The organism is Zobellia sp. 1_MG-2023 (assembly GCF_030549125.1).
Lineage (GTDB): Bacteria > Bacteroidota > Bacteroidia > Flavobacteriales > Flavobacteriaceae > Zobellia > Zobellia russellii.
In genome coordinates this window covers 817,445-838,952 of sequence record NZ_JAUOSY010000001.1, presented here as the reverse complement: position 1 = coordinate 838,952, position 21,508 = coordinate 817,445, and the positions used below count along the sequence as shown (strand labels likewise).

20 protein-coding genes are annotated in these 21,508 nt (G+C 39.2%); 3 read left to right on the top strand and 17 right to left on the bottom strand.

Translation table 11 applies throughout. The features are described from left to right. Positions 1-143 precede the first annotated feature (143 nt). Both Q4597_RS03385 and Q4597_RS03380 read right to left on the bottom strand, forming a co-directional pair. Positions 144-872 (bottom strand): ABC transporter ATP-binding protein, encoded by a 729-nt coding sequence (locus tag Q4597_RS03385; RefSeq protein WP_303404736.1) that lies wholly within the window; start codon positions 870-872, stop codon positions 144-146. A 53-nt stretch (positions 873-925) separates the two neighbouring features. Then, complete coding sequence (locus tag Q4597_RS03380; RefSeq protein ID WP_303404735.1) at positions 926-2,395, bottom strand: DUF5687 family protein; 1,470 nt, start codon at positions 2,393-2,395, stop codon at positions 926-928. A gap of 267 nt (positions 2,396-2,662) precedes the next feature. On the opposite strand from Q4597_RS03380, the gene Q4597_RS03375 reads away from it, so the two are divergent. Beyond that, entirely contained in the window at positions 2,663-3,712 is a 1,050-nt protein-coding gene (locus tag Q4597_RS03375; RefSeq protein WP_289060182.1) for a ferredoxin--NADP reductase, read from the top strand. A 41-nt stretch (positions 3,713-3,753) separates the two neighbouring features. Here the strand turns inward: Q4597_RS03375 and Q4597_RS03370 are convergent, their stop codons facing one another. From Q4597_RS03370 to Q4597_RS03325, 10 genes are all read right to left on the bottom strand, one after another. Beyond that, positions 3,754-4,539, bottom strand: a complete 786-nt coding sequence (locus Q4597_RS03370; RefSeq protein WP_303404734.1) for a patatin-like phospholipase family protein — start codon at positions 4,537-4,539, stop codon at positions 3,754-3,756. A 35-nt stretch (positions 4,540-4,574) separates the two neighbouring features. After that, entirely contained in the window at positions 4,575-5,495 is a 921-nt protein-coding gene (locus tag Q4597_RS03365; RefSeq protein ID WP_303404733.1) for a nucleoside hydrolase, read from the bottom strand. Positions 5,496-5,523: 28 nt separating this feature from the next. Further along, on the bottom strand, positions 5,524-5,898 hold the full coding sequence (locus Q4597_RS03360) for an ATP-binding cassette domain-containing protein (protein WP_303404814.1): 375 nt from the start codon (positions 5,896-5,898) through the stop codon (positions 5,524-5,526). A gap of 20 nt (positions 5,899-5,918) precedes the next feature. Beyond that, a complete protein-coding gene (locus Q4597_RS03355) occupies positions 5,919-6,245 on the bottom strand; it encodes an ATP-binding cassette domain-containing protein (protein WP_303404732.1) in 327 nt (108 codons plus the stop codon). Then, complete coding sequence (locus tag Q4597_RS03350) at positions 6,245-7,018, bottom strand: ABC transporter permease (protein WP_289037885.1); 774 nt, start codon at positions 7,016-7,018, stop codon at positions 6,245-6,247. The genes Q4597_RS03355 and Q4597_RS03350 overlap by 1 nt, the downstream gene beginning before the upstream one ends. Continuing rightward, complete coding sequence (locus Q4597_RS03345) at positions 7,008-7,862, bottom strand: ABC transporter permease (RefSeq protein ID WP_303404731.1); 855 nt, start codon at positions 7,860-7,862, stop codon at positions 7,008-7,010. The genes Q4597_RS03350 and Q4597_RS03345 overlap by 11 nt, the downstream gene beginning before the upstream one ends. Beyond that, positions 7,852-9,075, bottom strand: a complete 1,224-nt coding sequence (locus tag Q4597_RS03340; RefSeq protein ID WP_303404730.1) for an ABC transporter substrate-binding protein — start codon at positions 9,073-9,075, stop codon at positions 7,852-7,854. The genes Q4597_RS03345 and Q4597_RS03340 overlap by 11 nt, the downstream gene beginning before the upstream one ends. An 83-nt stretch (positions 9,076-9,158) precedes the next feature. Then, entirely contained in the window at positions 9,159-10,601 is a 1,443-nt protein-coding gene (locus tag Q4597_RS03335; protein ID WP_303404729.1) for a SusD/RagB family nutrient-binding outer membrane lipoprotein, read from the bottom strand. A gap of 39 nt (positions 10,602-10,640) precedes the next feature. Next, positions 10,641-13,859 (bottom strand): SusC/RagA family TonB-linked outer membrane protein, encoded by a 3,219-nt coding sequence (locus Q4597_RS03330; protein ID WP_303404728.1) that lies wholly within the window; start codon positions 13,857-13,859, stop codon positions 10,641-10,643. A gap of 95 nt (positions 13,860-13,954) precedes the next feature. Beyond that, entirely contained in the window at positions 13,955-14,665 is a 711-nt protein-coding gene (locus Q4597_RS03325) for a DUF2064 domain-containing protein (protein WP_303404727.1), read from the bottom strand. Between the two features lie 362 nt (positions 14,666-15,027). Between Q4597_RS03325 and Q4597_RS03320 the strand changes: the two genes are divergently transcribed. Then, entirely contained in the window at positions 15,028-15,645 is a 618-nt protein-coding gene (locus tag Q4597_RS03320; RefSeq protein ID WP_215436660.1) for a TetR/AcrR family transcriptional regulator, read from the top strand. A 4-nt stretch (positions 15,646-15,649) separates the two neighbouring features. On the opposite strand, the gene Q4597_RS03315 is transcribed toward Q4597_RS03320, so the two are convergent. The 3 genes from Q4597_RS03315 to Q4597_RS03305 are packed head-to-tail and all read right to left on the bottom strand — an operon-like array spanning position 15,650 to position 18,167. Beyond that, positions 15,650-16,651, bottom strand: coding sequence for a glycosyltransferase family 9 protein (locus tag Q4597_RS03315; RefSeq protein ID WP_303404813.1), 1,002 nt, complete (start codon positions 16,649-16,651; stop codon positions 15,650-15,652). A 34-nt stretch (positions 16,652-16,685) separates the two neighbouring features. After that, a complete protein-coding gene (locus Q4597_RS03310; RefSeq protein ID WP_303404726.1) occupies positions 16,686-17,288 on the bottom strand; it encodes a DUF4254 domain-containing protein in 603 nt (200 codons plus the stop codon). A gap of 33 nt (positions 17,289-17,321) precedes the next feature. After that, positions 17,322-18,167 carry a hypothetical protein gene (locus Q4597_RS03305; protein WP_408065828.1) on the bottom strand — a complete coding sequence of 282 codons (846 nt, stop codon included), beginning with the start codon at positions 18,165-18,167 and terminating at the stop codon, positions 17,322-17,324. Positions 18,168-18,464: 297 nt separating this feature from the next. Here Q4597_RS03305 and Q4597_RS03300 point away from each other — a divergent pair, with 297 nt between their 5' ends. After that, complete coding sequence (locus tag Q4597_RS03300) at positions 18,465-18,686, top strand: DUF6341 family protein (protein WP_215436665.1); 222 nt, start codon at positions 18,465-18,467, stop codon at positions 18,684-18,686. A gap of 49 nt (positions 18,687-18,735) precedes the next feature. Here Q4597_RS03300 and purD read toward each other — a convergent pair whose 3' ends face one another. After that, entirely contained in the window at positions 18,736-20,007 is a 1,272-nt protein-coding gene (gene purD, locus Q4597_RS03295; RefSeq protein ID WP_303404724.1) for a phosphoribosylamine--glycine ligase, read from the bottom strand. Between the two features lie 93 nt (positions 20,008-20,100). Further along, positions 20,101-21,468, bottom strand: a complete 1,368-nt coding sequence (locus Q4597_RS03290) for a sugar transferase (protein ID WP_303404723.1) — start codon at positions 21,466-21,468, stop codon at positions 20,101-20,103. Between the last annotated feature and the right edge of the window lie 40 nt (positions 21,469-21,508).

Genomic DNA, 21,508 nt, shown 5'->3' with positions numbered 1-21,508 from the left:
TTTGTAAACGCTCTTTTCATAGATAAACCTCTGGTTTTATTGCTACTTGACAGACAAAATACGCAAATTAACTACATCTTCTAGCACAGATTGTGGTGTTGAAAAACTAAAAATAGACGAGGCAGTCGGTTTTAAAAAAGAACCTAAGACACCGGAATATCTTCTTTAGGAGTATCTTTTCCGCTAAAAAACAGCTCCAATTCCTTTAAAGTGGCTTCAGAAGTTTCAATATCCTTTACAATTTCTCCCTTGTTCAGAACTACAATGCGCTCACATACTTCGGTTACGTGCATAAGGTCATGACTAGAGACCAAAACCGTAACTCCTTGTTTTGCCGCCAAATCTTTGATAATGTTTTTCAACCGTATTTGGGTGGTAGGGTCTAGGTTCGCAAAAGGTTCATCCAAAATAACTACTTCCGGATTACCTATAAATGAAGCCACAATACCCGCTTTCTTTTGGTTCCCTTTTGAGAGGTCTCGCAAATATTTTTTCTGGTTCAAGATTTCGCCATGAAAAAAATCTTCAAAATTGGTTAGTAGTGCGTCTATATCCGCCTTGTTTTGGTTCCGCAATTCCCCAATAAAATAGAAATATTCTTCTGGCGTTAAATACCCGATTAAAAAGCTCTCATCAATAAAAGAAGATGTATTGGTCTTCCAAGCTTCACTTTGGTTTACCTGTACACCATTGTTTATAATATGCCCGGTAGTGGGCACTATTAAATCCAACAAAAGGCTAAAGAAAGTGGTCTTGCCGGCCCCATTGTTGCCAACTAGTCCAAAGCTTTGTCCTTTTGGTATTTCTAAATTGTTAATATTCAACACGGCTTTGCCAACGTACTTCTTAGTAAGGTTTTCAACTGATATCATAGTAACGGTATAAGTTTCTTATTTCATTTAAAGATTTGCCAATGCACATTGCACTAGTTATTCTGCTCTTTGAATCCGGCAATCATTCGGTATTTTCTTTTTCGGTAAGCTTTTGTAATCAGGTCTAAAAGTTTATTCCTAAATGCGAAACCTATCATACCCAAAATGCCTAATGTGATTAGAGCTACATTTAGTGTAAAGAAAAATGTTAATACGGCATAAACGAGCAAAGGAATCCCGAACAAAGGAATACCTACTATAAACTGGGTGGCACTGGTACCTTGCATATTACCAAGGGCACTTTTGTTCAAGTCTATACGCTTTTTGTTCATTGACCCAAAGAACAGGATTAACGGTACGTTTACCCCTAGGTTATATACGGCACAGCTAAAGTTTATGGCAAGCGCTTCCCATCCAAAATAAATATAGGGCACAGATAGTAAGAACATTACCCCAATACTAACATAAATTAAGAATGCCTTAGACTCCAAATACCTTCTAAGAGGTATGTTCTGTGACATTATCATACTAAAATACGAACTATCCCAAGCCGGAATAAACTGCCCAAAGTTCATTAGGAAAACGCCGGTCATAAAAATACCGATAAAAACCAACATCATAGAACCCATTCCAAAATCTTCCATTCCATAAAAAAGCAATCCGTAGAAAACAAAAGCAAGTGATATAAAAACCTGTGTTTTGGTTCTTTTATTCCTCCAAATTAGCTTTAGGTCTAACTGCAAAAACGGAGCAATAGCACCAAAACGTTTTGTCCAAGATAAATCTGACGAAGTAGCTTCTACCGTGTTCTTTTTAAGGGAAGCATCAAGGAAAATACGGCTTCTTAAGTAGGAGTAATTCAAATAATACGTCAAGCCTGCAATACCCAAAGGAACTAGTGTGTACAGCGGACTTTTATAAAGGGCATAGAATATATGGCCCGCATATTCCTGAACAGGAAAAACCTGAAAATACTCCAAACCATAAAATGTTAGTAACAGAGCCCCGATAATCACCAAAGCCTTATCACTCTTGTTTACAATAAAGTTGATGAAATTAATACTCAGCACAATGCTTATCATGGCCAACAACCAGAGCAAAACGTTTAAGGGCGCATATCCATTTATGAGCAACACCACACTAAAGGGAACGAAGAAAAAAAGAGAAAACAAATTATAGAAGGATACCGCAGACCTACCTAGAATATAATGCGCAATGCTGCTCTTCTTTATGGGAAGGACCAAATATGGTTTCACATCCATAACCGGAAGTTTTTGCATAAAATACCTAAGAAACAGTTCTCCAAGCATCCAATACAATAAAAATTGGCTTACCAGTATAAGCGGGTCCGTATCTGGGATCGCTCTTTCTAAAATATAGAACAATGCAGAGCCAAAAAAGGCCAGCATGCCCATAAAATACAATGCAAAAAAACCCATGACTATCTTTATACCAAGACTTTTACCCATGGATGAAGACCGAAAGAAGGACTTCCATTGCAGCTTAGTAAATTTTTTAAACATAAGAATTGGATTACTATTTGGGTAAGTTAGTGTTAAAAGCAATACAGTTTGTTACAAAAATTTCAGATAAATTACATCTCCAAGATTTTTAGAGAGAGATTTATCGCTTTTATATCTCCGTGCTATCCTATTGCGTACATAACAATCTAGAATCTAAAAGGACCGTCTAATTAAAAACGGTATTTAAGTTCCTTTTTTTATGGTTTCCGTTTCAAATGGCTGTATCAATGCTTATTTTTGCGGTCACATTTGACTAAAAAACACATAATGGTGCATTTTCACTCCTTGACCGTAAAACATATTAAGCCGCTAACACCTAGTTCTGTGGCCATCACTTTTACGATACCTAAAGACCTTATACAAACCTTTGATTTTGTTCCCGGACAGTACATTACAATTAAAATGGAACTTAAGGGAAAAGAAATTAGAAGGGCTTATTCTATCTGTTCCTCACCAAAAAGCGATTGTTTTACAATTGGTGTCAAGCGTGTGGATAAAGGCGGATTTTCAGATTATGCACATACCAAACTAAAGGCCGGAGATGTATTGGAGGTCATGCCGCCCGAAGGTAGGTTTACTTTTCAGCCTACGGGAAAGGTTAAAAATATTGCAGCTTTTGCCGCAGGTAGTGGTATTACCCCTATCATGAGTATTGCCAAAGCCGTTTTAGCAGATCATCCAAAAAGTACGTTTGTTTTGGTGTACGGAAACAAATCTCAGAAGGAAACCATGTTCTATACAGATTTGGCGAAATTGGAATTGGATTACGCAGGTAGATTCAACACCTATTTTATAAACAGCCAGACTAAAGAAGATGATTCCCTTTTTGGTCGAATTGATGTATCTACGGTTAACTATGCGCTTAAAAACAAGCATAAAGATGTAGATTTTGATGGGTACTACCTATGTGGTCCCGAAGCAATGATTCATTTGGTTTCCGATACATTGAAGGAAAACGAGGTGCCTAAGGACAAAATACATTTTGAGCTTTTCACCACTACCGAAATCTTGGATGAAATGCCAGAGCAACCAGAAGGCAAGACCCAAGTTTCCGTTTTGGTCGATGATGAGGAGTTTACGTTGACTATGGACAAAAAGGAGATTGTTCTTGATGCGGTATTAAAACAGAATATAGATGCGCCATATTCTTGCCAAGGTGGTGTTTGTAGTAGTTGTATAGCACGAGTAACCGAAGGTAAAGCGGAAATGGTAAAAAATCAGATTCTAACGGACGGTGAAATTGCCGATGGTCTTATCCTTACCTGCCAGGCTCACCCAACAACACCTACTTTAAAAATTGATTATGACGATGTTTAAAATGAACATCATTTACAAATAGAAAAAGCCTCGGTTGTACATTACAACTGGGGCTTTTTTAATAGTTCTTCCAATTTTCTAGCGGTGTTCTCGTAACCTACCAAGTACGCTTTTTCCAGCCCTTTACGGTCCAACACGCCTATTTTTTCCAATTCCTTGAACTCCATCAACAAATCACAAGCTTCCAATTTGCTTCTATTAATGGCGTAAATCATTAGGCCGGTTACCCTTCCCGTAAGTTGTAACGAGTTTTTCAAGGCATTTTTGTTGAGCTCCCCAACTACGGATACGTTGCTGCCGATTATAAAATCTGCCTTTCCAGCAATTGGTTCTAACGGAAAGTTGTTCATAATACCACCGTCTGCATAGAGTTGCCCTTCCATTTCAACCGGACTAAAAACCGGAGGTAAAGCGGCAGAAGCCAGTAAAGGCCGTATTAATTCCCCTTTAGAGAAATACTCCAAGTCTCCTTTTTGGAGATTGGTGGCCACAACGTGTAACCCTTTTTGAAGAGCCTCAAAACTATCTTCCGGGAAATGCGCTCGGAACACATCAAAATACCTATCGGTATCTATAAACCCTGGTTTTACAATAGTTAAAAAGTTATATCTGAACAAAGGTGTTTCCCTAAAAAACGCCATCATTTCCGGCACAGAATTTCCGTTGGCATATAACGCGCCTACCAGTGCACCTACGCTACTGCCCCCAACTATTTTGGCCGATAGGCCAAATTCGTTCATAGCCTGTATAAGCCCAATATGTGCCATACCACGAACGCCTCCGCCGGAAAGCACAAGTCCAATTGATTTTGTCTGTATATCACTCATAGTAGGTTTTCTGAAAAACGATACTACGAAGGTATTTATTTCAGCAGACTATCCATTAACTTTTTATGATAGCCTGAAACCACATCATAGCAGTACTTTACAGGGAATCCTTCTTTTCTGTCACATAACAAGTAGGGTTTAAATACCTCCTTATTGTTCTCTTTTACCGTATCGTCCGGATGAATTTCCAATCTTGCGTTTAAATTTTCAGAGATAATGTCCTCCGGGGAAATAATATAATGACTCGCCAGCACATCAAACGGGTTAAAGCCGTCCGCTCCTTGGTCTACCCACTGTTGTAACCAAGCCCTAGAAGCATTGGCCAACCATTTATTGCCCTCATCACCTTTTTCCAAAGCATCCAAATCTTCCGCTTTGATCCAAACCTTGTTAGAAATTTCAAAAGGGCAGAGCGTTACGGGCACTCCATGCTCGAACATCAAACGGAAAGCATCATTATCCAAATCAAAATTAAGATCCTGGGCATGATTGCCTTTATTTCCAATTTTAAAGTAGTCCTGCGGTGTTCTACGTCCTGCAACAAGAACTACTTCCTGTATTTCACTCCTTAGTTCCGGGTGCTTTAAGAGCAATAATCCAATATTTGTTGCGGGGCCAATGGCCATAATGGTCATAGGCTGCCTACGGAGCGCTTCTGCCAAGGCTTCTACCGCTTCATTACTGTTTACATCTTTTAAGCCTATAGCTTCCCCTGCCCCTTTATACACAGGAATATTGCCCATGGCAAACTCCGTGCTCATTTGTTGACTTAGCGGATACGAGTTTTCTATAATGGTATTTCCAAAAACCGCGCTAATACCACATATTTCAATTGTATCGGCCTTTATCAATTGCAGTACGGCATATCCATCATCTACATCACAATAGCCCTCTCGTTTATGCCTTGTCATACCCACGGACAAATCTGTGTCTATCCACACCTTTTTCTTCATCATGCTATCCAAATTATATTTTCTGTTGTAACTATATCAATCCGCCCCAAAATTCAATTTCGCTTTGCACACCGGTCTGTGGGTCTTGGATAAAATCTTTTTTATCCTTGTACACCTTTAGAACCCCGTTCTCCATAAAACCAATTTGATCGCCCATTAAAACTGCTTCTTTTAAATCATGGGTAACAAAAAGAGATGTTATATTAAACTCAGCAGTGAGCTTTTTAAACAATTCTTGCATCCGTTGGCGCGTACCTGTATCAAGGCTTCCAAAGGGTTCATCCAACAATAAAAGTGATGGGTTGGTGCTAATGGCCCGCCCAAAGGAAACCCTTTGTCTTTGTCCTCCGGAAAGCTGCGTAGGCATTTTATCCGCCTGTCCTTCAAGCTCCAAGCTATGCAGCATATGCTCCACTTTTTCATTGATTAAACCTTCCGGTATTTTTTTTTTAACCGTAATCCAAAAGCTATATTTTCATAAGCGTTTAGATGCGGAAATAAAAGGTCTTCCTGATAGAGGTATACGATATTCCGTTTCTCCGGTTTGGTCTCCGTAATATCTACTCCGTTTAAAAGGATTTTACCCGAATCCGGTGTTGCGAGTCCACCTATGGTTTTTAACATTGTAGTCTTGCCACAACCAGATTTTCCCAAAATACTCAAAGTCTGTTTTGCCTGAAGTGAAAAATTCAAGTCTTTGACCACCTTTTCGGCACCAAAACTTTTTACAATATGTTGAACTTCAAGAAACATTAGACCAATTTTTTAAATACATAACGCTTGTTAAAATACAACAAAACTACAGGCGGAAAAATCAATAGACAACAACTTAAGGCCCCATAATAATAGTTTGCCTCTTTAATGAACATAAACACCTTAATGGTAAGTGTTTGTACTTTACCAATGCCTATTATGGAAGTGAGACCATATTCAAACCAAGAAATAAGAAAGGTCTGAAAAAAGCAAATAAGCAATAAACCTTTAGCCAAAGGTAAGAGCACTTTGGTATAGGTCTGCCATTTGTTGCCTCCTAGAGTGGCCACTAAATCTTCGTAGCTTTTTATTTTTTCGTTCCAAAAACTACTGAAAAACAGTAGCGCATACGGAAAAGCTATAATAAACTGAGCAACTACAACCCCTGTTGTATTTCCAAATAGACCCATTTTTAGAAAGAAAAAACTAAGGCAAGCGGCAAAAACAACCGGAGCCAAGATATATGGAAAATAAGCCAATAGGGTCAATGTCTTTTTTTTGGGATGATAAAATACGGCCTTACTGATCAAAAATCCCGAAGTAGTAGAAAAGATTGCCACCAAAAGTGAGATTAATAAAGACGATAAAAAACTCTGCAAAAGACCTGTTTCGGAACTAAAAACGGTAATCCAGTTCCTAAAACCAACATATGAAGGCCACACCTCAGGAAAACGCCACTCCGAAGCCAGTGATAAAAACACGAGGTATACAAAGGGGAAAAGAATTAGGAGCACCGCCAAACTCAATACAAAAGGTTTCCAATTAGCTCGCATACGCTCTTTTTCTTTTTGGCAAGAACAACGCAATTGCCGCCACGGACACAATTAATGTGTACAACACGGCAACCACATACCCTTCCGAAATTTTATCCAAATCGTATTGTTTTATTTCTTGAATAATGAGTACCGATAGCATCTGCGGTGATTCTTGACCCAAAATTAACGGTACCTCATAAGCTCCCAACAAAAAAATGAAATACAGAACGATAAGTACCCAAGTCTTCTTTAAAAGAATAGGCAAAAATACGCGACTAACAATCTGCTTTGCATTTGCCCCGAGCGATTGTGCCAAAATTGAAAGTTCTTCTACCCGTTCGTTTTTGTAAACATTTAAAAAGAGTAACACAAAGAATGGCATTATCATGGTGATGAAGGACAGAATGATTCCAATAGCCAATCCGTCATTTACCAAATCCGGAAATTGAGCTGCTTCTGTTATCCATCCCAATTTATGGCTGATACGAGCAAAAAAACCTCCTTTTGAAAACAGTTGAAACGTAAAAAACCCGGTAACGATGCCCGGTATGGCCAGAGGTAAATAAATAATAAACGACAAAAACCGTTTCTCCAATTGCCGCCTGAACTTTAAAGTTATCCAGAGTGCGCCTGCTACGGATATGCTTACAGCTACGAACGCAATTAAGGCACTATAACCTAAAGACGTAAAAAAAGTTCCCGAAGCCAAAACGGATTCCCAGAACTGAAATGTAAATCCCTTGTTGGCAACGCCAATGATTCCAAAGCTATACAATAGGGCATAGACAAATGCCGCGGCAAATGGAACCACCCCCACCAACACGAACAAAAGTATACCTATGTTAGATTTGCTAATTTTCAATTACCTGTTTTCTAAAATCTTCGTACAGACGTATCATATATTCGGGAGCCGGTTCGGCAATGGCATTGACTTCTAACTGCTTTAGCGTAGGTCCGTACTGGCGTTTTCTAGCATCTAAGAATTTATCCTTCCATTCTACTTCAAGCTTATCTAAAGACAAAACCGTATTGGAATCCATTCCGTTGGCATCTGCTTTTTTAAATTGTGCTTCAGGGGATAGCAAAAAATTAATGACCTGCATGGCTCCTGCTTTTTCAGGTGAATTGTAAAGAATACCCAAGTAATTGGAGTTTCTAATGGTGCCGTTTTCCCAGGCATATCCTTTGGTTGTTTTCGGATAAAGACCGTTCAGTACTTTATCTTCTATGCCCCCTTCACTAAATCCGTATGCAATTAAAAGTTCCCCATTGGCATATAGCTGGTTCATCTTGGATTGTTCTTTTGGAAATGTACGGCCTTCCTTCCAAAAATACCGTTTGTTATTATTAATAAGCTCCCACAGTTTTTCAGAGAGCCGGTTGTACTTTGTTTCGTTAAACGGACCATCCAATGCGTTGGGTCCGCCACCTAATTCCGCCAATAGACTTTTCAAAAAGGTCATGCCCGTAAAATCATTGGAAATAGTAAAGGTACCCGGATGCTCCTTTATGAAATTTTTGAGCTCAGGAATGCTTCTTGGAGGGTTTGGCACCTTTTCATAATCGTATACGATTGCGAATTGATTTATGCTCCACGGAGCCTCCATGCCATTTACAGGCTGCTGAAAGTCCGTATTGATATACGAATCCTCAAAATCAATCAACGAAGCATTGGGAAGCTGGTCTACAAATGGGCCCCATAAACCTTCTACCTTTCTTAATTGAAAAAAAGTCTCGCCATTGATCCAAACCATGTCCACTTGACCTTCATTAATATCAGCCTGCTTTTCGCCCATAACAAGCTGTACAATTTCCGGGCCTTGACCTCCGCTAATCCGTAAATCAATGTTATATTTTTCCTTTACACTAGGAACCACATAATTATTAATATAATCGTTAATGGCAGTACTTCCCTGCCACATCATAAAGTTAACGGTCGTACCTTTTGCTTTGGCTTCTATTTCCTCCCATGGTGCATGCTTTAGCCCGTCACTGTCCTGTTTAGAATTCTCACCACAAGAGAGTAGCAAGAAACCAAATAAAAAACCAAAAAGTATATTGTTAATCTTCTTCATTGAAACAGCTTCTAATTGTGTTTGGATCTTCTTTGTCGTTTACAATATAATAAGCTTTAGAAAAATTGGATAAGATTCCTCTTTTAATCTTTCTCCCACCATCCTTTGCTATTAATATTATCTCCACCTATACGTTCTGCCGCTACTTTGTAATTAGCGCTATTGGTAGCTTGTTCTGATTCCGGATATAAATACCGAACGGGATATTGGTTGTTGTTCAAGTTATCCGGCCCAGGTTTTAAGTTGGGAATACCCGTCCTACGAACGTTAAACCATGCTTCATGCCCATTAGATATTAGACTGAACCACTTTTGTGTCAAAATCTTAGTAAGGCTATCCGTTCCATTAAGTGCAACTGGCTCTTGAGCAAGGTATCCCGCAGGAACCTCAACACCATAATATTCAAAACTAGCTCTTATACCGGCTTCATAGTAGACCTCAGCATCGCCCGTGATATAACCTCTCTCCACCGCTTCCGCCAATGCAAACTGAACTTCCGAGTATTGCATGAACTGGGCATCTACCCCATCCGGCACATCTCTAAAAATAGCACCGAACAAAGAAACGTCATTTAAATCAATTCCTTTTTCTGCAATGGTTTCTCGGTCTTGGCCGTTCAACAGTCCCTTAAATTCCGGGGTACCTGCATTTACACTTGCCTGGGTAGGTTTGTAAAGAACATTCACCCTTGGGTCATTCCATAATGTTAAAACCGAATCTACAGTGGTGGTCATACGATGTTCTTGATACAATCCCAAAGACGACAGCGTCATAGGATATTGGTTTGGCGCTGAACTCAGATAGGGCAGCACCGCATTGTCCGCATTGGATTGCATAAGTTTTCCGGAAGAGACCAGTTCCTGAATTTCCGAAAAATCAGTTAACCGTTTACTTATCCGTAAAAGATATCGCAACCGTAACGAGTTTGCAAAACGCACCCATTTGTTAAGATCCCCATTAAAAAGTACATCGCCGTTTACTACGGCATTAGAATTTTCCAGGGTTGTAGCTGCACGCTCCAAAACGGTTAAAATGCCGGTATCTGGATCTGTATAAATACTTTCTTGGGTATCATAAGCGGGAGTGAATTGCCCGTCTAGTGCATTAACAGCTTCGGTATAGGGTACATCTCCCCACATATCCGTAAGCTGGGAGAACAAAAAGCTCTGCATTACATCTCCTATGGCATTATACGCCTCATTGGAACCCTGTAATTCCCGCATAGATTTAATATCGCTCAATAACTGAAATATCGTATTCCAATAATCGCTGTTCGTACCCATTTCGTAACGGTCTATACGCTCAAATTCTACACTGGCTGCAAACTGCTCAATATAGTTTGCCAGACGAAATCCTTGGTAAAACGCATTTTGGTCCGCTTCTACGGAAATGACGTTGGCCAACAAAAACTGCGGATCAACAGCTTCAGGAGAATTGGGGTTTTCGTTAAGCTCTTCAAACTCATCGGTACAACTGCCCAATGCTAAGAAGAAACTCGTAAAACCTAATATATATAGTTTGTTCATTGTTCTAAATTTTAGTTTTCCGTTCATGGTGCTTTCCTCTTAAAAATCCGTTTTAACGCTAAACCCAAAACTGCGGGTAGACGGATATGAAAAGTCTTCTACGCCATAAACGATGCGCTGTTCTTGCAAGGCGTTCAGCTCTGGATCAAAATGAGGGTTTTCTGTAAACAACAGTAAATTACTGCCCACCAAGCCCAATTTTACATTCTGAAAACCGATGGATTTTGACACTTTTTCAGGAAGGTTGTAATACAGTCCCAACTGGCGCAATTTTACATAAGATGCGCTGTACAATGCACTATCTTCATTACCTCGGTCAAAGAAATTATTGTAAAACTGACTGGCAGGAACCGAGGTGGTATTAGGAACATATTGCGGACTATCGGCCGTACCTACATTAACCACACCATCTCCAACAACTCCGTTCTCACGACCCACCAAAGTTTCCTGTAAAACACCCGATGTACTTCCAAGTGCTTTGATCCTAGAAACAATGGTACCTCCTTTTCGCCAATCAAAAAGAATAGTCATGTCAATATTTTTATACGAAAACTTGTTATTGAAACCGACGGTAAAATCCGGATTGTAGTTGCCCAAAAGTCTAAGGTTTCCATCTTGTATGGGCAGGCCGTTTGCTCCATAGACGGTTTGACCATCTACTTCTAGAAAACCAGTACCGTACATATCTCCTACACGACCATTTTCCCTGGCGATGTAGAAAACCGTATTAGATCCGCCTCCACCGGAAAAGATATTGGCCGTACCCGTTACAAATTGATCTACGCCATCTGGCAACTTGGTAACTTCACTGCGATAGGTTGAATAATTTACCGAAGACTCCCAACCAAAATCTTCCGAGCGAACCAAGGTTGCGCTCACCAAGGCCTCAAAACCTCTAGTTCTGACCTCTCCGCCGTTTACGTTGAAATTAGAAAACCCGCTGGTCTGCGATATAGGCCTTGAAATAATCTGGTCTATACTGGTGTTTTGGTACCCAGCCACATCTAGCTGAAGCCTGCCATCTAAAAACCAGGCTTCCAGACCGGCCTCAAGTGCATTTAAACGTTCCGGTCTTAGATTGGCATTTTTTAATACCGTTTCATTGGTTACCCTAAAACTGGAACCATAATTTTGATTGAACATAAAGTTCTGTACGTTCTGGTACGGGTCTGTATCATTACCCACACTGGCCGCGCTAAACCTGAGGTTTAGGTATGAAATGGCTTCGGGCAACGTAAACATATTACTCACAACGTAACTAAGTCCTGCCGAGTAATACCCAAAGGAATTGCTATTACTTGGTAATGTACTACTCCAGTCATTTCTAAAAGTAGCATCAAAATACAATGAGTTTTTATAGGAAAGGTTTCCGCTGGCGTATACGCTATTAATTCGCTTTGTAAATTTCTGACTGTCTCCTTTTAACGGTGTTCTTGAATTTGCCAGGGTATAAATACCGGGAATCGCCAATTGAGAAGCTTCCGAAAATTTATATTGAATGTCTTGGTCAAAACGGTTGGCTCCTGCCGATATGTTGTATTTCCAATCGTCGTTGATCTTGTCCGAATAGGAAAGCAAAACATCCGTATTCAATTCCCTAAAACGAACGTCATCCTCACGATACGTACCCAACGGGTTTTGATTGGTGCTTACCGCACGGCGGAATTCCCTTTTATCATCATAGGTATCAATACCGGCGCGAACGCTTAGACTTAACTTATCCGTAATATCGTAAGTGGCCGAAGCATTCCCTAAAATTCGGTTTTTATTGAAACTATTGGTGTTTTCATAAACCGTTAAATAAGGGTTGGTCAACCATAGGTAATTAAAATCATAATGCTGAATGCCTTCTTGACCTGCCTGCCAATAATTTTTTAATGATTCCACATTGGTGTTTCTCCCCGTCCAGTTAAACCCATAAAGTGGATTTTCATAACCGTAACCTAAATTGGGGCGGTTACCACTGCGCGTGTTGATGTAATTTAAAAATGCTTTTACCTTAAACTTTTCATGAACGTTTTGGTCTACACTCACGGCAAGTCCGTTTCGTTTTAAGTCCGTATTAGGAACAATTCCATCATTCTTTAGATTGCTATAGGATAATCGTGCGCTTCCTTTTTCGCCTCCCGAACTAATAGAAATGTTATTTTGATAAGTAACACCCGTTTCAAAGAAATTACGAACGTTGTCCGGTCTTGACACCCAAGGTGTAGGGGTAATATCCGTAAACGAACCATCTGGCCTGGTTCGTGAAATGACATCTCCTGCACGAACAGGGTTTCCGTTTATATCTACCGAAGGACTATCAAACTGAGCAATTAATTGACCTTGGTCCAAACGAGGGCCATAGCTGCTAATGCCACCATCGTTTACACCGGCACCAGTTCCGTTTTGAAAGGCGTATTCACCATTTGAACCTCCACCGTACTCATTCTGATAATCTGGCAAGGTCAATAAGCTCTCTACTGTCAGCGTGCTATTGATACTGATGCCCAGCCCCTTTTTCTTTCGTCCTCTTTTAGTGGTAATGACTACCACACCGTTTGCTGCCCGCGCTCCGTATAATGCTGCGGAACCCGCTCCTTTAAGAATAGAGATAGAGGCAATATCATCCGGACTTATGTCTGCACCGCCATTACCAAAATCTACTTCTTGAAGCGCACCGTCATTTACAAGGTTACTCGTAATCTGTTCATTGCTTATAGGCACACCGTCTACCACAAACAAGGGCTGGTTGCTACCGCCCAAAGAATTTTCTCCCCTGATAACGATACGAGAAGAAGAGCCTACACCAGATGAACCGTTCGTAATCTGAACACCCGCCACGCGGCCGGCAAGACTATTTACCATATTGGTAAGGGGTACTTCCGTAAGTTGTTCGGCCTTTACCGTAGTTACCGCAGATACCAAGGATTGCTTTTCCCGTTCAATTCCTAACGCGGTAACTACAATTTCATCTAGTTGCTCGGAAGACAGTTCCAAAGTAATAACTTTTGGAAAGCTTCCGTTTACCACCTTAATTTCTTGGGTGATATATCCTATGGATGCTATACTTACTGTAAAAGTATTTGCTTCCGTCCGTAGGGTGAAAAATCCAGAGTCATCGGATACCACATAGTTATTGGTCCCGAGCTCGTTTATAGTTGCGTAGGGTACGGGTACATTATCCGTATCTATCAATTTTGCAGTATACGAATTGGTCTGGCCGTACGCCAATACTGCACATAGCTGCATAAGCGCTATTATAGCTGTTTTCATTAAAATTCAATAAAAGGTTGTTATTTTTTTAAAAGAAGTTAAAATCACTATATCATATATAGGGACTATCCTTCTTAACCTGTAAAAGGTTTAAACTATGCCGCTAAAAGAAATGCGGGAGGACCCCTTAATTGAAAGGAAAACGAATGCTTATCCGATAAGCACAGTGATTTTGAATGTTGTATAAGGTTCTGTACTGCCAATAAATGGCTCAAGATGAAGCTAATTAGAGCTTCATCATCTGTACTATATAAAAATTGAAGTAATTGATGTGCGGTGTCAATATCCGTAAGCTCATCAAAATAGTATGCTTTTGCTCTATTCCAGAAAACCCCGTTCACCATTGTATTGAACAAGGTGGATTCTAACCAGGGAAGTGCCTTAAACTGATCCAAGTTAAAGAACTCACGGCGCATACCCAATAGATACACCCCACCATCAGTTGAAGGCCCAATGACCAAGTCCTTGTACTGAATTTTGTCTATAGCCTGCTCTAAAACTTCTGCAGTTAAATCTGGCGTATCATTACCAATAGAAAGCACTTTGGTATACCCTTGATCAAAAAGTTCTTGAAAAGCATTGGCGTAACGCTCGCCAAAGGTTGTTCCTTTTTGTTGGCTTTCGTCTACTATAATAACGTCTGCCCCAGTGGAGGATGCAATTTTACGTGTACGATTGATAAGGATATTAAAAAAACCACGGGAGGCTTTCTTGTTGGCATTTCCAAAAACGGACTTCCGTTCTGCCTCCAGCTGCGCCGAAAGCGAGAATATTAATATAGCCGTATCCTTATTTATCTGCCCCATTTACCAACTTTCGTCGTAATTGTTTTTGAACCTTACTCGGGTTTTAAGTGCAAGATACTAAACAAGGTGTGACCTTTTTAATATTTGTATATATTTTCTTACGTATAAAACCAGGCTTACGTTGGTATATTATATGCGTAAAAGTTTCCTTTTTATAAATTCTTGGTGGTTTTTCACTCGGTAATCGACATTATTTACCGACCATGTGGTTTGTGAGTCACTCGTTGAATAACCTCATATTAAACAATTTAGGTCTTTTAACGAGAAAAATGGTCAGACAACCCTTCATTTCTAACATAGCCTTCATTGCTGCGGTTCTTTGTATGAGACCCAACGGTCTGTTTAACCCCAAATCTATAATTATGACCAAGAGTTTAAAACGCATGGCTACCATGCAAAGAATGCAAGTAACAGGACTTGAACTTTTTTACAGAAACGGATACTATAATACAAGTGTTGATGATATATTAAAAGAACTATCCTTGTCCAAAGGAGCCTTCTATTATCACTTTGAGTCCAAAGAAGATTTCTTTATTCAGATTATTGAAAACTTACTGGTTCGTAAAATGTACAGTCAGCTTATTGAGCCTATAGAAGGTCATGACAATACTTTAGACCTTATTACACAATGTTTTGAAGAGGCTTTAGAAACGGCCGTACATAACGAGTTTGACTTTGGTTTTGTGCTTAGTAATTTCATTAATGAGTTTAATGGTAAGAATGAAACCGTAATGAAGCACCTAAATGACATTTTGCGTATTTGGGAGGTGAATTTGGTATCTGCCATACAACGCGGAAAGTTTAACGGACACATTGATAGACACATTGATAGTGAAGGTGTTGCCGTTTATCTTATGAGCTCTTATATAGGAGTTAGAACCCTAATGGTAGAAACTACCCCAAGTGCCCGTAAATATAGGTTTATGTCCCAATTACGTCAGTACTTTAAATCTTTGGAACCCAAAAGGACAACCGTATAGAAATTTATACATCGTTCAATACGCTCTTAACCTTGGTTACAACTTGTTCCGGCAGAATGGTACGCATGGCCATTTCATAACCTTGGGGCATTTTATTACCGTAAACGGATGTTGGAATTAACGGAAATTTTTTCCGATCAGCACATAATGCATTATCTACATCTTGGCCAAAGGGGTAGAACCCGGCGTAAGGATGGGTAACTCCCCAAAGTGTAACTACTGGAATGCCGTACATAGCCGCCAAATGTGCATTACCACTATCCATAGACAGCATAGTGTCTAAATTTGAAATAAGGGCAAGTTCCTCATGAAAAGAAAGTTTGCCTACCATGCTTAGACAGTTCGTAAACATGTTCTCAAAACTTTGAAGTTTCTTTTCCTGGATAGGTCCACCTCCAAAAATGAAAATTTTATATCCATTAGCTTTGTTAAGCTTGGCAATAACTTCCTCCATTAATTCTAATGGGTAAGTTTTACCTTCAAATGCGGCAAAAGGAGCAATCCCAATCCATTTTTTTGAATCGATTCCTAGAATTTTTTGTGTTTCATCCGAAAGACTTTCTTTGGGCAATACAGAATTCTTAGGTAAATCTATTGGAAAACCCAATTTCGCAAACACATCTACATAACGTTGGTGGGTGGTTTTTAAAGGTTTAAAGACCTTTGAAACAGTGGAGGTAAGCGCTTTTTTTTCTGCCCTACCTTTATCGATCTGTGCAACCGGAATACGTCCAAATTTAAAATATCGCTTTAATACTTTGCTCCGCAAAACATTGTGAAGATCAGCAACGGCATCAATCTTTAATTTGGTAAGTTCCTTATAGAGCTTCCAGAGTCCAAATACACCTTTGTGCCTTCCCTTTACATCGGCCTCATAAACACTTACGCTGGGGACATTAGAGAACATGGGGGCAAAAAATTTCCGTGTGAGTACGGTAATTTTTAGCTGCGGGTTTTGCTTGGTAAGCGCAAGAAGGACAGGTACGGTCATGGCTACATCCCCCATTGCGGAGAGCCTGATGACCAATAGGTGTTCGGGTTTATTTTTGGCCACGGAGAACAGGGTTCATCTCATCATCATTGTACATTTTCATCTGTTTGTACACTTTCATGTACTTATCACCAGATTCAATATCCATCAGCAATTGGTCTATTGCCGTAGAAAGATCTTTACGCTGCTCCAATAACACATTTAGCTTTTGCGTACATTTTTCAATATGTTCCAAAGACGCATCCGTACGGCCAACTTCTTCTTGCATATGATAAATCTTAAGCGCTAAAATGGATAGCCTGTCTATAGCCCAGGCCGGACTTTCCGTATTAATGGTCGCATTTTCCTTTACTACAACATCTTTATATTTATCCAAGAAATAGCTGTCTATAAACTCTACCAAGTCCGTTCTGTCCTGATTACTCGCATCAATCTTTCGCTTTAACACCAAAGCATCCGCCGGTGCAATATCCGGGTCGCGAATAATATCCTCATAATGCCATTGTACAGTGTCTATCCAGTTTTTACGATAGAGCAAACGTGCAATATCATCTTTAGGGTAGGGGTTCTCAAAAGACTGATATACATTATCCTTAATATGATATTTCTGAATACTTTCCTCGAAAATGGTAAATGCGAACTTGCTGAACATTTTTTATAGCTTTAAGGGCAAAGTTATTCATAATTATTTTATGGCAATGCCGGTCATCAACACCAAAAACGGAATTAGTACCGCAGCCATTAAGATTATCTCACGAATATTAGCTTTACGCAAGGATTCTATGTACTTGGTCATAAAGACAACTGCAGGAAAAAACGTAATCATAACCGGATAGACGTTGTCCGATAATAGAAGTATGTTCAACACAAGGCCAATTACAAAAGAAAGCGCAATTAGGCGCATGGTAATCACTTTTCCAAATCCGGATTTACCCAACTTTACAAAAGCTAAAATACCCGATACAAACGTGGTCAAAGCAAATAAAACCAGCTTAGTGCTATGCCCCCAATATGAAAAGTAAGTGCTATCCAAAGACACAGAAAACTTATAATGGTTGCTTAAAAAATCTTGATTACCGTACAGTATCAGGACGCATTCCGTTATCATAAGTACCGTAAAAATAGCGGCAAGTGGCACAAACCAGTTTCTGGCATTTTTAGGTTCGTAAAAATATATAGCGGCCAAAACTAAAATTAGAAACAACAAGGCCCAATCATAAAAAAGGCTTGAAACCAATACCCAAATAGTTGCATCAAAAATCTTGAACTTAATATTTTTCAAGGACCGAATACTTATGAGCCTCCTTGTGGCCAACAGCAGGAAAAAGCTACAAAAAATAGCATTAGAATCCAGCAGGGTTTCCGGAAATACCACCATTAGAAGCCCATAAAAAAGAATGGTAAATGAGTTTGCCCCGGTTACTTTATTTCGTTTTACGATAAAGTTGACAATGAATACACTAAAAAATAAGACCGATAGAACAAACAACTGCCAAAAAACACGGACAAGAGAATAGATTCTATCGAACATATAGAAATGGGCAAACCAATAGAAAACGAATAGAAACGAAAGAACTATTATGTAGTTAATTGGCTTTGTCTTGCCAAAAATGATTGATATCATTTGAAAAATTATCTAAAATTTCACCGGATGATACTACAATTTCTTTATTGAAAAGCACAAACCTTTCATTGCAACAGGAACTATAATCTTGGGCCGGCAACCCTTATTTGGTAGTACCTTCTAACGAACAAACTAAATCATCAACATTTAAATTTAGAAAGTTTCTTAGCTTTTTATACTTTTGCAAGTGTAAATATAGCTAAGATGAAATCATTTTTTGAAGGAATAGCAGATTTGTTCGTAAACCACCTATTTTGGCCGTTGGACCAGTTGCGTTTTATGCATAGTTGGTGGGGTGCCAATATCATTAACTGGATTCTTGCCCTAATTTGCTGTGTAGCTTTCGTATATTGGATGTTACAGCTAAAACAATACAACGATAACGACGAAGAGGACAAGTCTATCTCTTCTCACTCTTACCTATAAACAGTAGGTTTACTACTAATACATTTGTAAAGACATTGGATTCTTTCTTTTAAAGATCGAACCCAATGTCTTTTCTATAGTTCATATTCTGGAACTTAATATTTTCTATATTCTTATAGGAAGTAGCCAACGCTTGCTTAAAGTTATTTCCGTAGGAAGTAATTGCCATTACCCTACCGCCACTGGTTACTACTTTACCGTCTTCTAATTGTGTACCTGCGTGAAAGACCAACGAATCTTCAAGAGCATTGAATCCTGTAATTTCCTTTCCTTTTTCATACGCTTCGGGATATCCTCCAGACACTAACATAACCGTGGATGCGGTTCTTGGGTCCAACTCAAGTTCAATATCATCTAAAGTTCCGTTGGCAACAGCCTCAAAGACCTCAACCAAGTCATTCTGAATACGAGGAATAACCACTTCCGTTTCGGGATCTCCCATACGCACATTATATTCTATAACCTTGGGCTCATCACCTACTTTTATCAGACCTATGAATATAAAACCTTTATACGGTAAATTATCCTTTTTAAGGCCTTCTACCGTAGGTTTTACAACGCGCTGGTGTATCTTGTCCATAAAAGCTTCATCCGCAAAAGGAACGGGAGAAATAGCGCCCATTCCGCCTGTGTTAAGTCCGGTATCACCTTCACCAATACGTTTGTAATCTTTTGCAGTGGGCAAAACCTTATAACCACTACCATCCGTCAATACAAAAACGCTCAACTCTATACCTGCTAAAAACTCCTCGATAACGACCGTGGCGCTTGCGTTACCAAATTTAGCGTCTACCAACATGGTTTTAAGCTCCTCTTTTGCTTCGGTCAAATCTTCTAAAATAACCACCCCTTTACCAGCTGCAAGTCCGTCTGCCTTTAGTACATAAGGAGGTTGTAACGTTTCTAGAAAGTCAAACCCTTTCTGAAGTGTCTCTGAAGTGAAGCTTTCGTAAGCAGCGGTAGGTATATTATGCCGCATCATGAACTTTTTAGCAAATTCCTTACTGCCTTCTAACTCAGCACCTGCTTTTTGAGGTCCTATTACAGGTATGTGCTTTAATTCGGAATCACTAAGAAAAAAATCGTGAACCCCATTTACCAAAGGGTCCTCTGGCCCTACTATAACAATATTCACGTCATTAGCCAGAACCGCCTTTTTGATTCCTTCAAAATCGTTTACACCAACTGGTATATTTGTTGAAATTTCGGAAGTACCGGCATTTCCGGGTGCTACATAAAGTTTATCTAGTTTTGGGCTCTGTTTTAGTTTCCAAGCTAAAGTGTGCTCGCGACCGCCAGCACCTAAAATAAGAATATTCATGTTCTAAGGTTTGCGCAAAAATACGTTTTGAAGTGGAAATATTACTTATAACCATCAATTAATATCCCAAAATCAAAAAACCGAATCCTATAGCTACACTCCTCGTGAAAACAAAACCGTGGTAACCGTCTTGAAAATAATCCGTAAATCTATAGTAATAGATTTGTTCTTAATATAATACAGGTCATACTCAAGCTTTCTAATAGAATCTTCAAGGTTCTCCCCATACTTATACTTTACTTGGGCCCAACCTGTAATTCCCGGTTTAATGAGATGTCTTGCGCCGTAATAGGGAATCATATCATTCAGTTGATCCACAAAAACTTTTCGTTCCGGTCTAGGGCCAATAAATTGCATGTCCCCCTTAATTACGGATATGATTTGTGGTAGTTCATCAATTCTAAATAATCTTAATATTTTTCCGAAAGGAGTAATTCTTGCATCATTTGTAGTAGCCATTGCCGCACCTGATTTTTCAGCATCAACTACCATAGACCTGAACTTATAGATATTGAATTCCTTACCATGCAACCCCACTCTCTTTTGAGTATAGAACAAGGGCCCTCTATTAAGAAATAGATTCCCAAACCACACAAAAGGGATACAAAATATAAATACAAAACCTGCAAATAGCGACAAAACAAAATTCACACCGAAGGTGAAAATCCTTCCCAAATACCTAATTTTTCTATTTCTTAACTGTAGTATTTCATAAAAACTATCGTTACGAGATCGAATAGGTAAAGCTTGATACACGTCCTCATAAAAAGAGGTAAAGGTCACCACTTCTTTCCCCAACAATATAGCCCTAAGTAACACCTTCTCTACATCTTTGGGAATATCATTATAACTCTGCATATTTATAATAAAAACATCAATTTTATCAACAGCAGACATGAACAGTTTCTTTTTAATGTAATCTACCTGCTCTAAAGGATATGTAAGCTTAACACGATAAAATGTTTTTAGCTCGTCTCCATTAATAACGGCTACGTCATCTTTAAGTAAACCGGCCGCCTGTTCATCATATATATACAGAACATTCTTTGTTACTGGAATAATTCTAAAAATATTCCTGAAAAATAAACGCCACAGACCTATTTCCAAAGGTGTCAGTACGAGAAAATAGAGTAACGGCATTCTCCAAAAGCTCACATCGTATACAATTACCAAAAAAAGAAATACTATAAAAACGTACATGGCACTTATATAAAGTGACTGTGAAAAAACATACCGACGTTTTGAAACTTTCTCAAGATTGTAAAATTCCAAAATATAGGCCAAAACCAAATAGCTTATCACCCCAAAAGAAAAAACAACCACTTTTAGCCCCATTAAAATATACTTGGCATCAATAGCATTGTTCACCAAGACATTTAACGAGGCCAACACGATTATTAAATCGCCCACAAGTAATATAAACTTGCGTTCTACAGAATTTAATACGGAAGGCCTAGGCATTTTTAACAAGTTAGAATTACCAAAAGTAACTTTTCAATTT

What these genes read in the sequence shown, in the direction of transcription:
- Q4597_RS03385 (WP_303404736.1), bottom strand. Translation starts at nt 872, where the DNA reads ATGATATCAGTTGAAAACCTTACTAAGAAGTACGTTGGCAAAGCCGTG.
- Q4597_RS03380 (WP_303404735.1), bottom strand. Translation starts at nt 2,395, where the DNA reads ATGTTTAAAAAATTTACTAAGCTGCAATGGAAGTCCTTCTTTCGGTCT.
- Q4597_RS03375 (WP_289060182.1), top strand. Translation starts at nt 2,663, where the DNA reads ATGGTGCATTTTCACTCCTTGACCGTAAAACATATTAAGCCGCTAACA.
- Q4597_RS03370 (WP_303404734.1), bottom strand. Translation starts at nt 4,539, where the DNA reads ATGAGTGATATACAGACAAAATCAATTGGACTTGTGCTTTCCGGCGGA.
- Q4597_RS03365 (WP_303404733.1), bottom strand. Translation starts at nt 5,495, where the DNA reads ATGATGAAGAAAAAGGTGTGGATAGACACAGATTTGTCCGTGGGTATG.
- Q4597_RS03360 (WP_303404814.1), bottom strand. Translation starts at nt 5,898, where the DNA reads ATGCTGCATAGCTTGGAGCTTGAAGGACAGGCGGATAAAATGCCTACG.
- Q4597_RS03355 (WP_303404732.1), bottom strand. Translation starts at nt 6,245, where the DNA reads ATGTTTCTTGAAGTTCAACATATTGTAAAAAGTTTTGGTGCCGAAAAG.
- Q4597_RS03350 (WP_289037885.1), bottom strand. Translation starts at nt 7,018, where the DNA reads ATGCGAGCTAATTGGAAACCTTTTGTATTGAGTTTGGCGGTGCTCCTA.
- Q4597_RS03340 (WP_303404730.1), bottom strand. Translation starts at nt 9,075, where the DNA reads ATGAAGAAGATTAACAATATACTTTTTGGTTTTTTATTTGGTTTCTTG.
- Q4597_RS03335 (WP_303404729.1), bottom strand. Translation starts at nt 10,601, where the DNA reads ATGAACAAACTATATATATTAGGTTTTACGAGTTTCTTCTTAGCATTG.
- Q4597_RS03330 (WP_303404728.1), bottom strand. Translation starts at nt 13,859, where the DNA reads ATGAAAACAGCTATAATAGCGCTTATGCAGCTATGTGCAGTATTGGCG.
- Q4597_RS03325 (WP_303404727.1), bottom strand. Translation starts at nt 14,665, where the DNA reads ATGGGGCAGATAAATAAGGATACGGCTATATTAATATTCTCGCTTTCG.
- Q4597_RS03320 (WP_215436660.1), top strand. Translation starts at nt 15,028, where the DNA reads ATGACCAAGAGTTTAAAACGCATGGCTACCATGCAAAGAATGCAAGTA.
- Q4597_RS03315 (WP_303404813.1), bottom strand. Translation starts at nt 16,651, where the DNA reads ATGGGGGATGTAGCCATGACCGTACCTGTCCTTCTTGCGCTTACCAAG.
- Q4597_RS03310 (WP_303404726.1), bottom strand. Translation starts at nt 17,288, where the DNA reads ATGTTCAGCAAGTTCGCATTTACCATTTTCGAGGAAAGTATTCAGAAA.
- Q4597_RS03305 (WP_408065828.1), bottom strand. Translation starts at nt 18,167, where the DNA reads ATGTTCGATAGAATCTATTCTCTTGTCCGTGTTTTTTGGCAGTTGTTT.
- Q4597_RS03300 (WP_215436665.1), top strand. Translation starts at nt 18,465, where the DNA reads ATGAAATCATTTTTTGAAGGAATAGCAGATTTGTTCGTAAACCACCTA.
- purD (WP_303404724.1), bottom strand. Translation starts at nt 20,007, where the DNA reads ATGAATATTCTTATTTTAGGTGCTGGCGGTCGCGAGCACACTTTAGCT.
- Q4597_RS03290 (WP_303404723.1), bottom strand. Translation starts at nt 21,468, where the DNA reads ATGCCTAGGCCTTCCGTATTAAATTCTGTAGAACGCAAGTTTATATTA.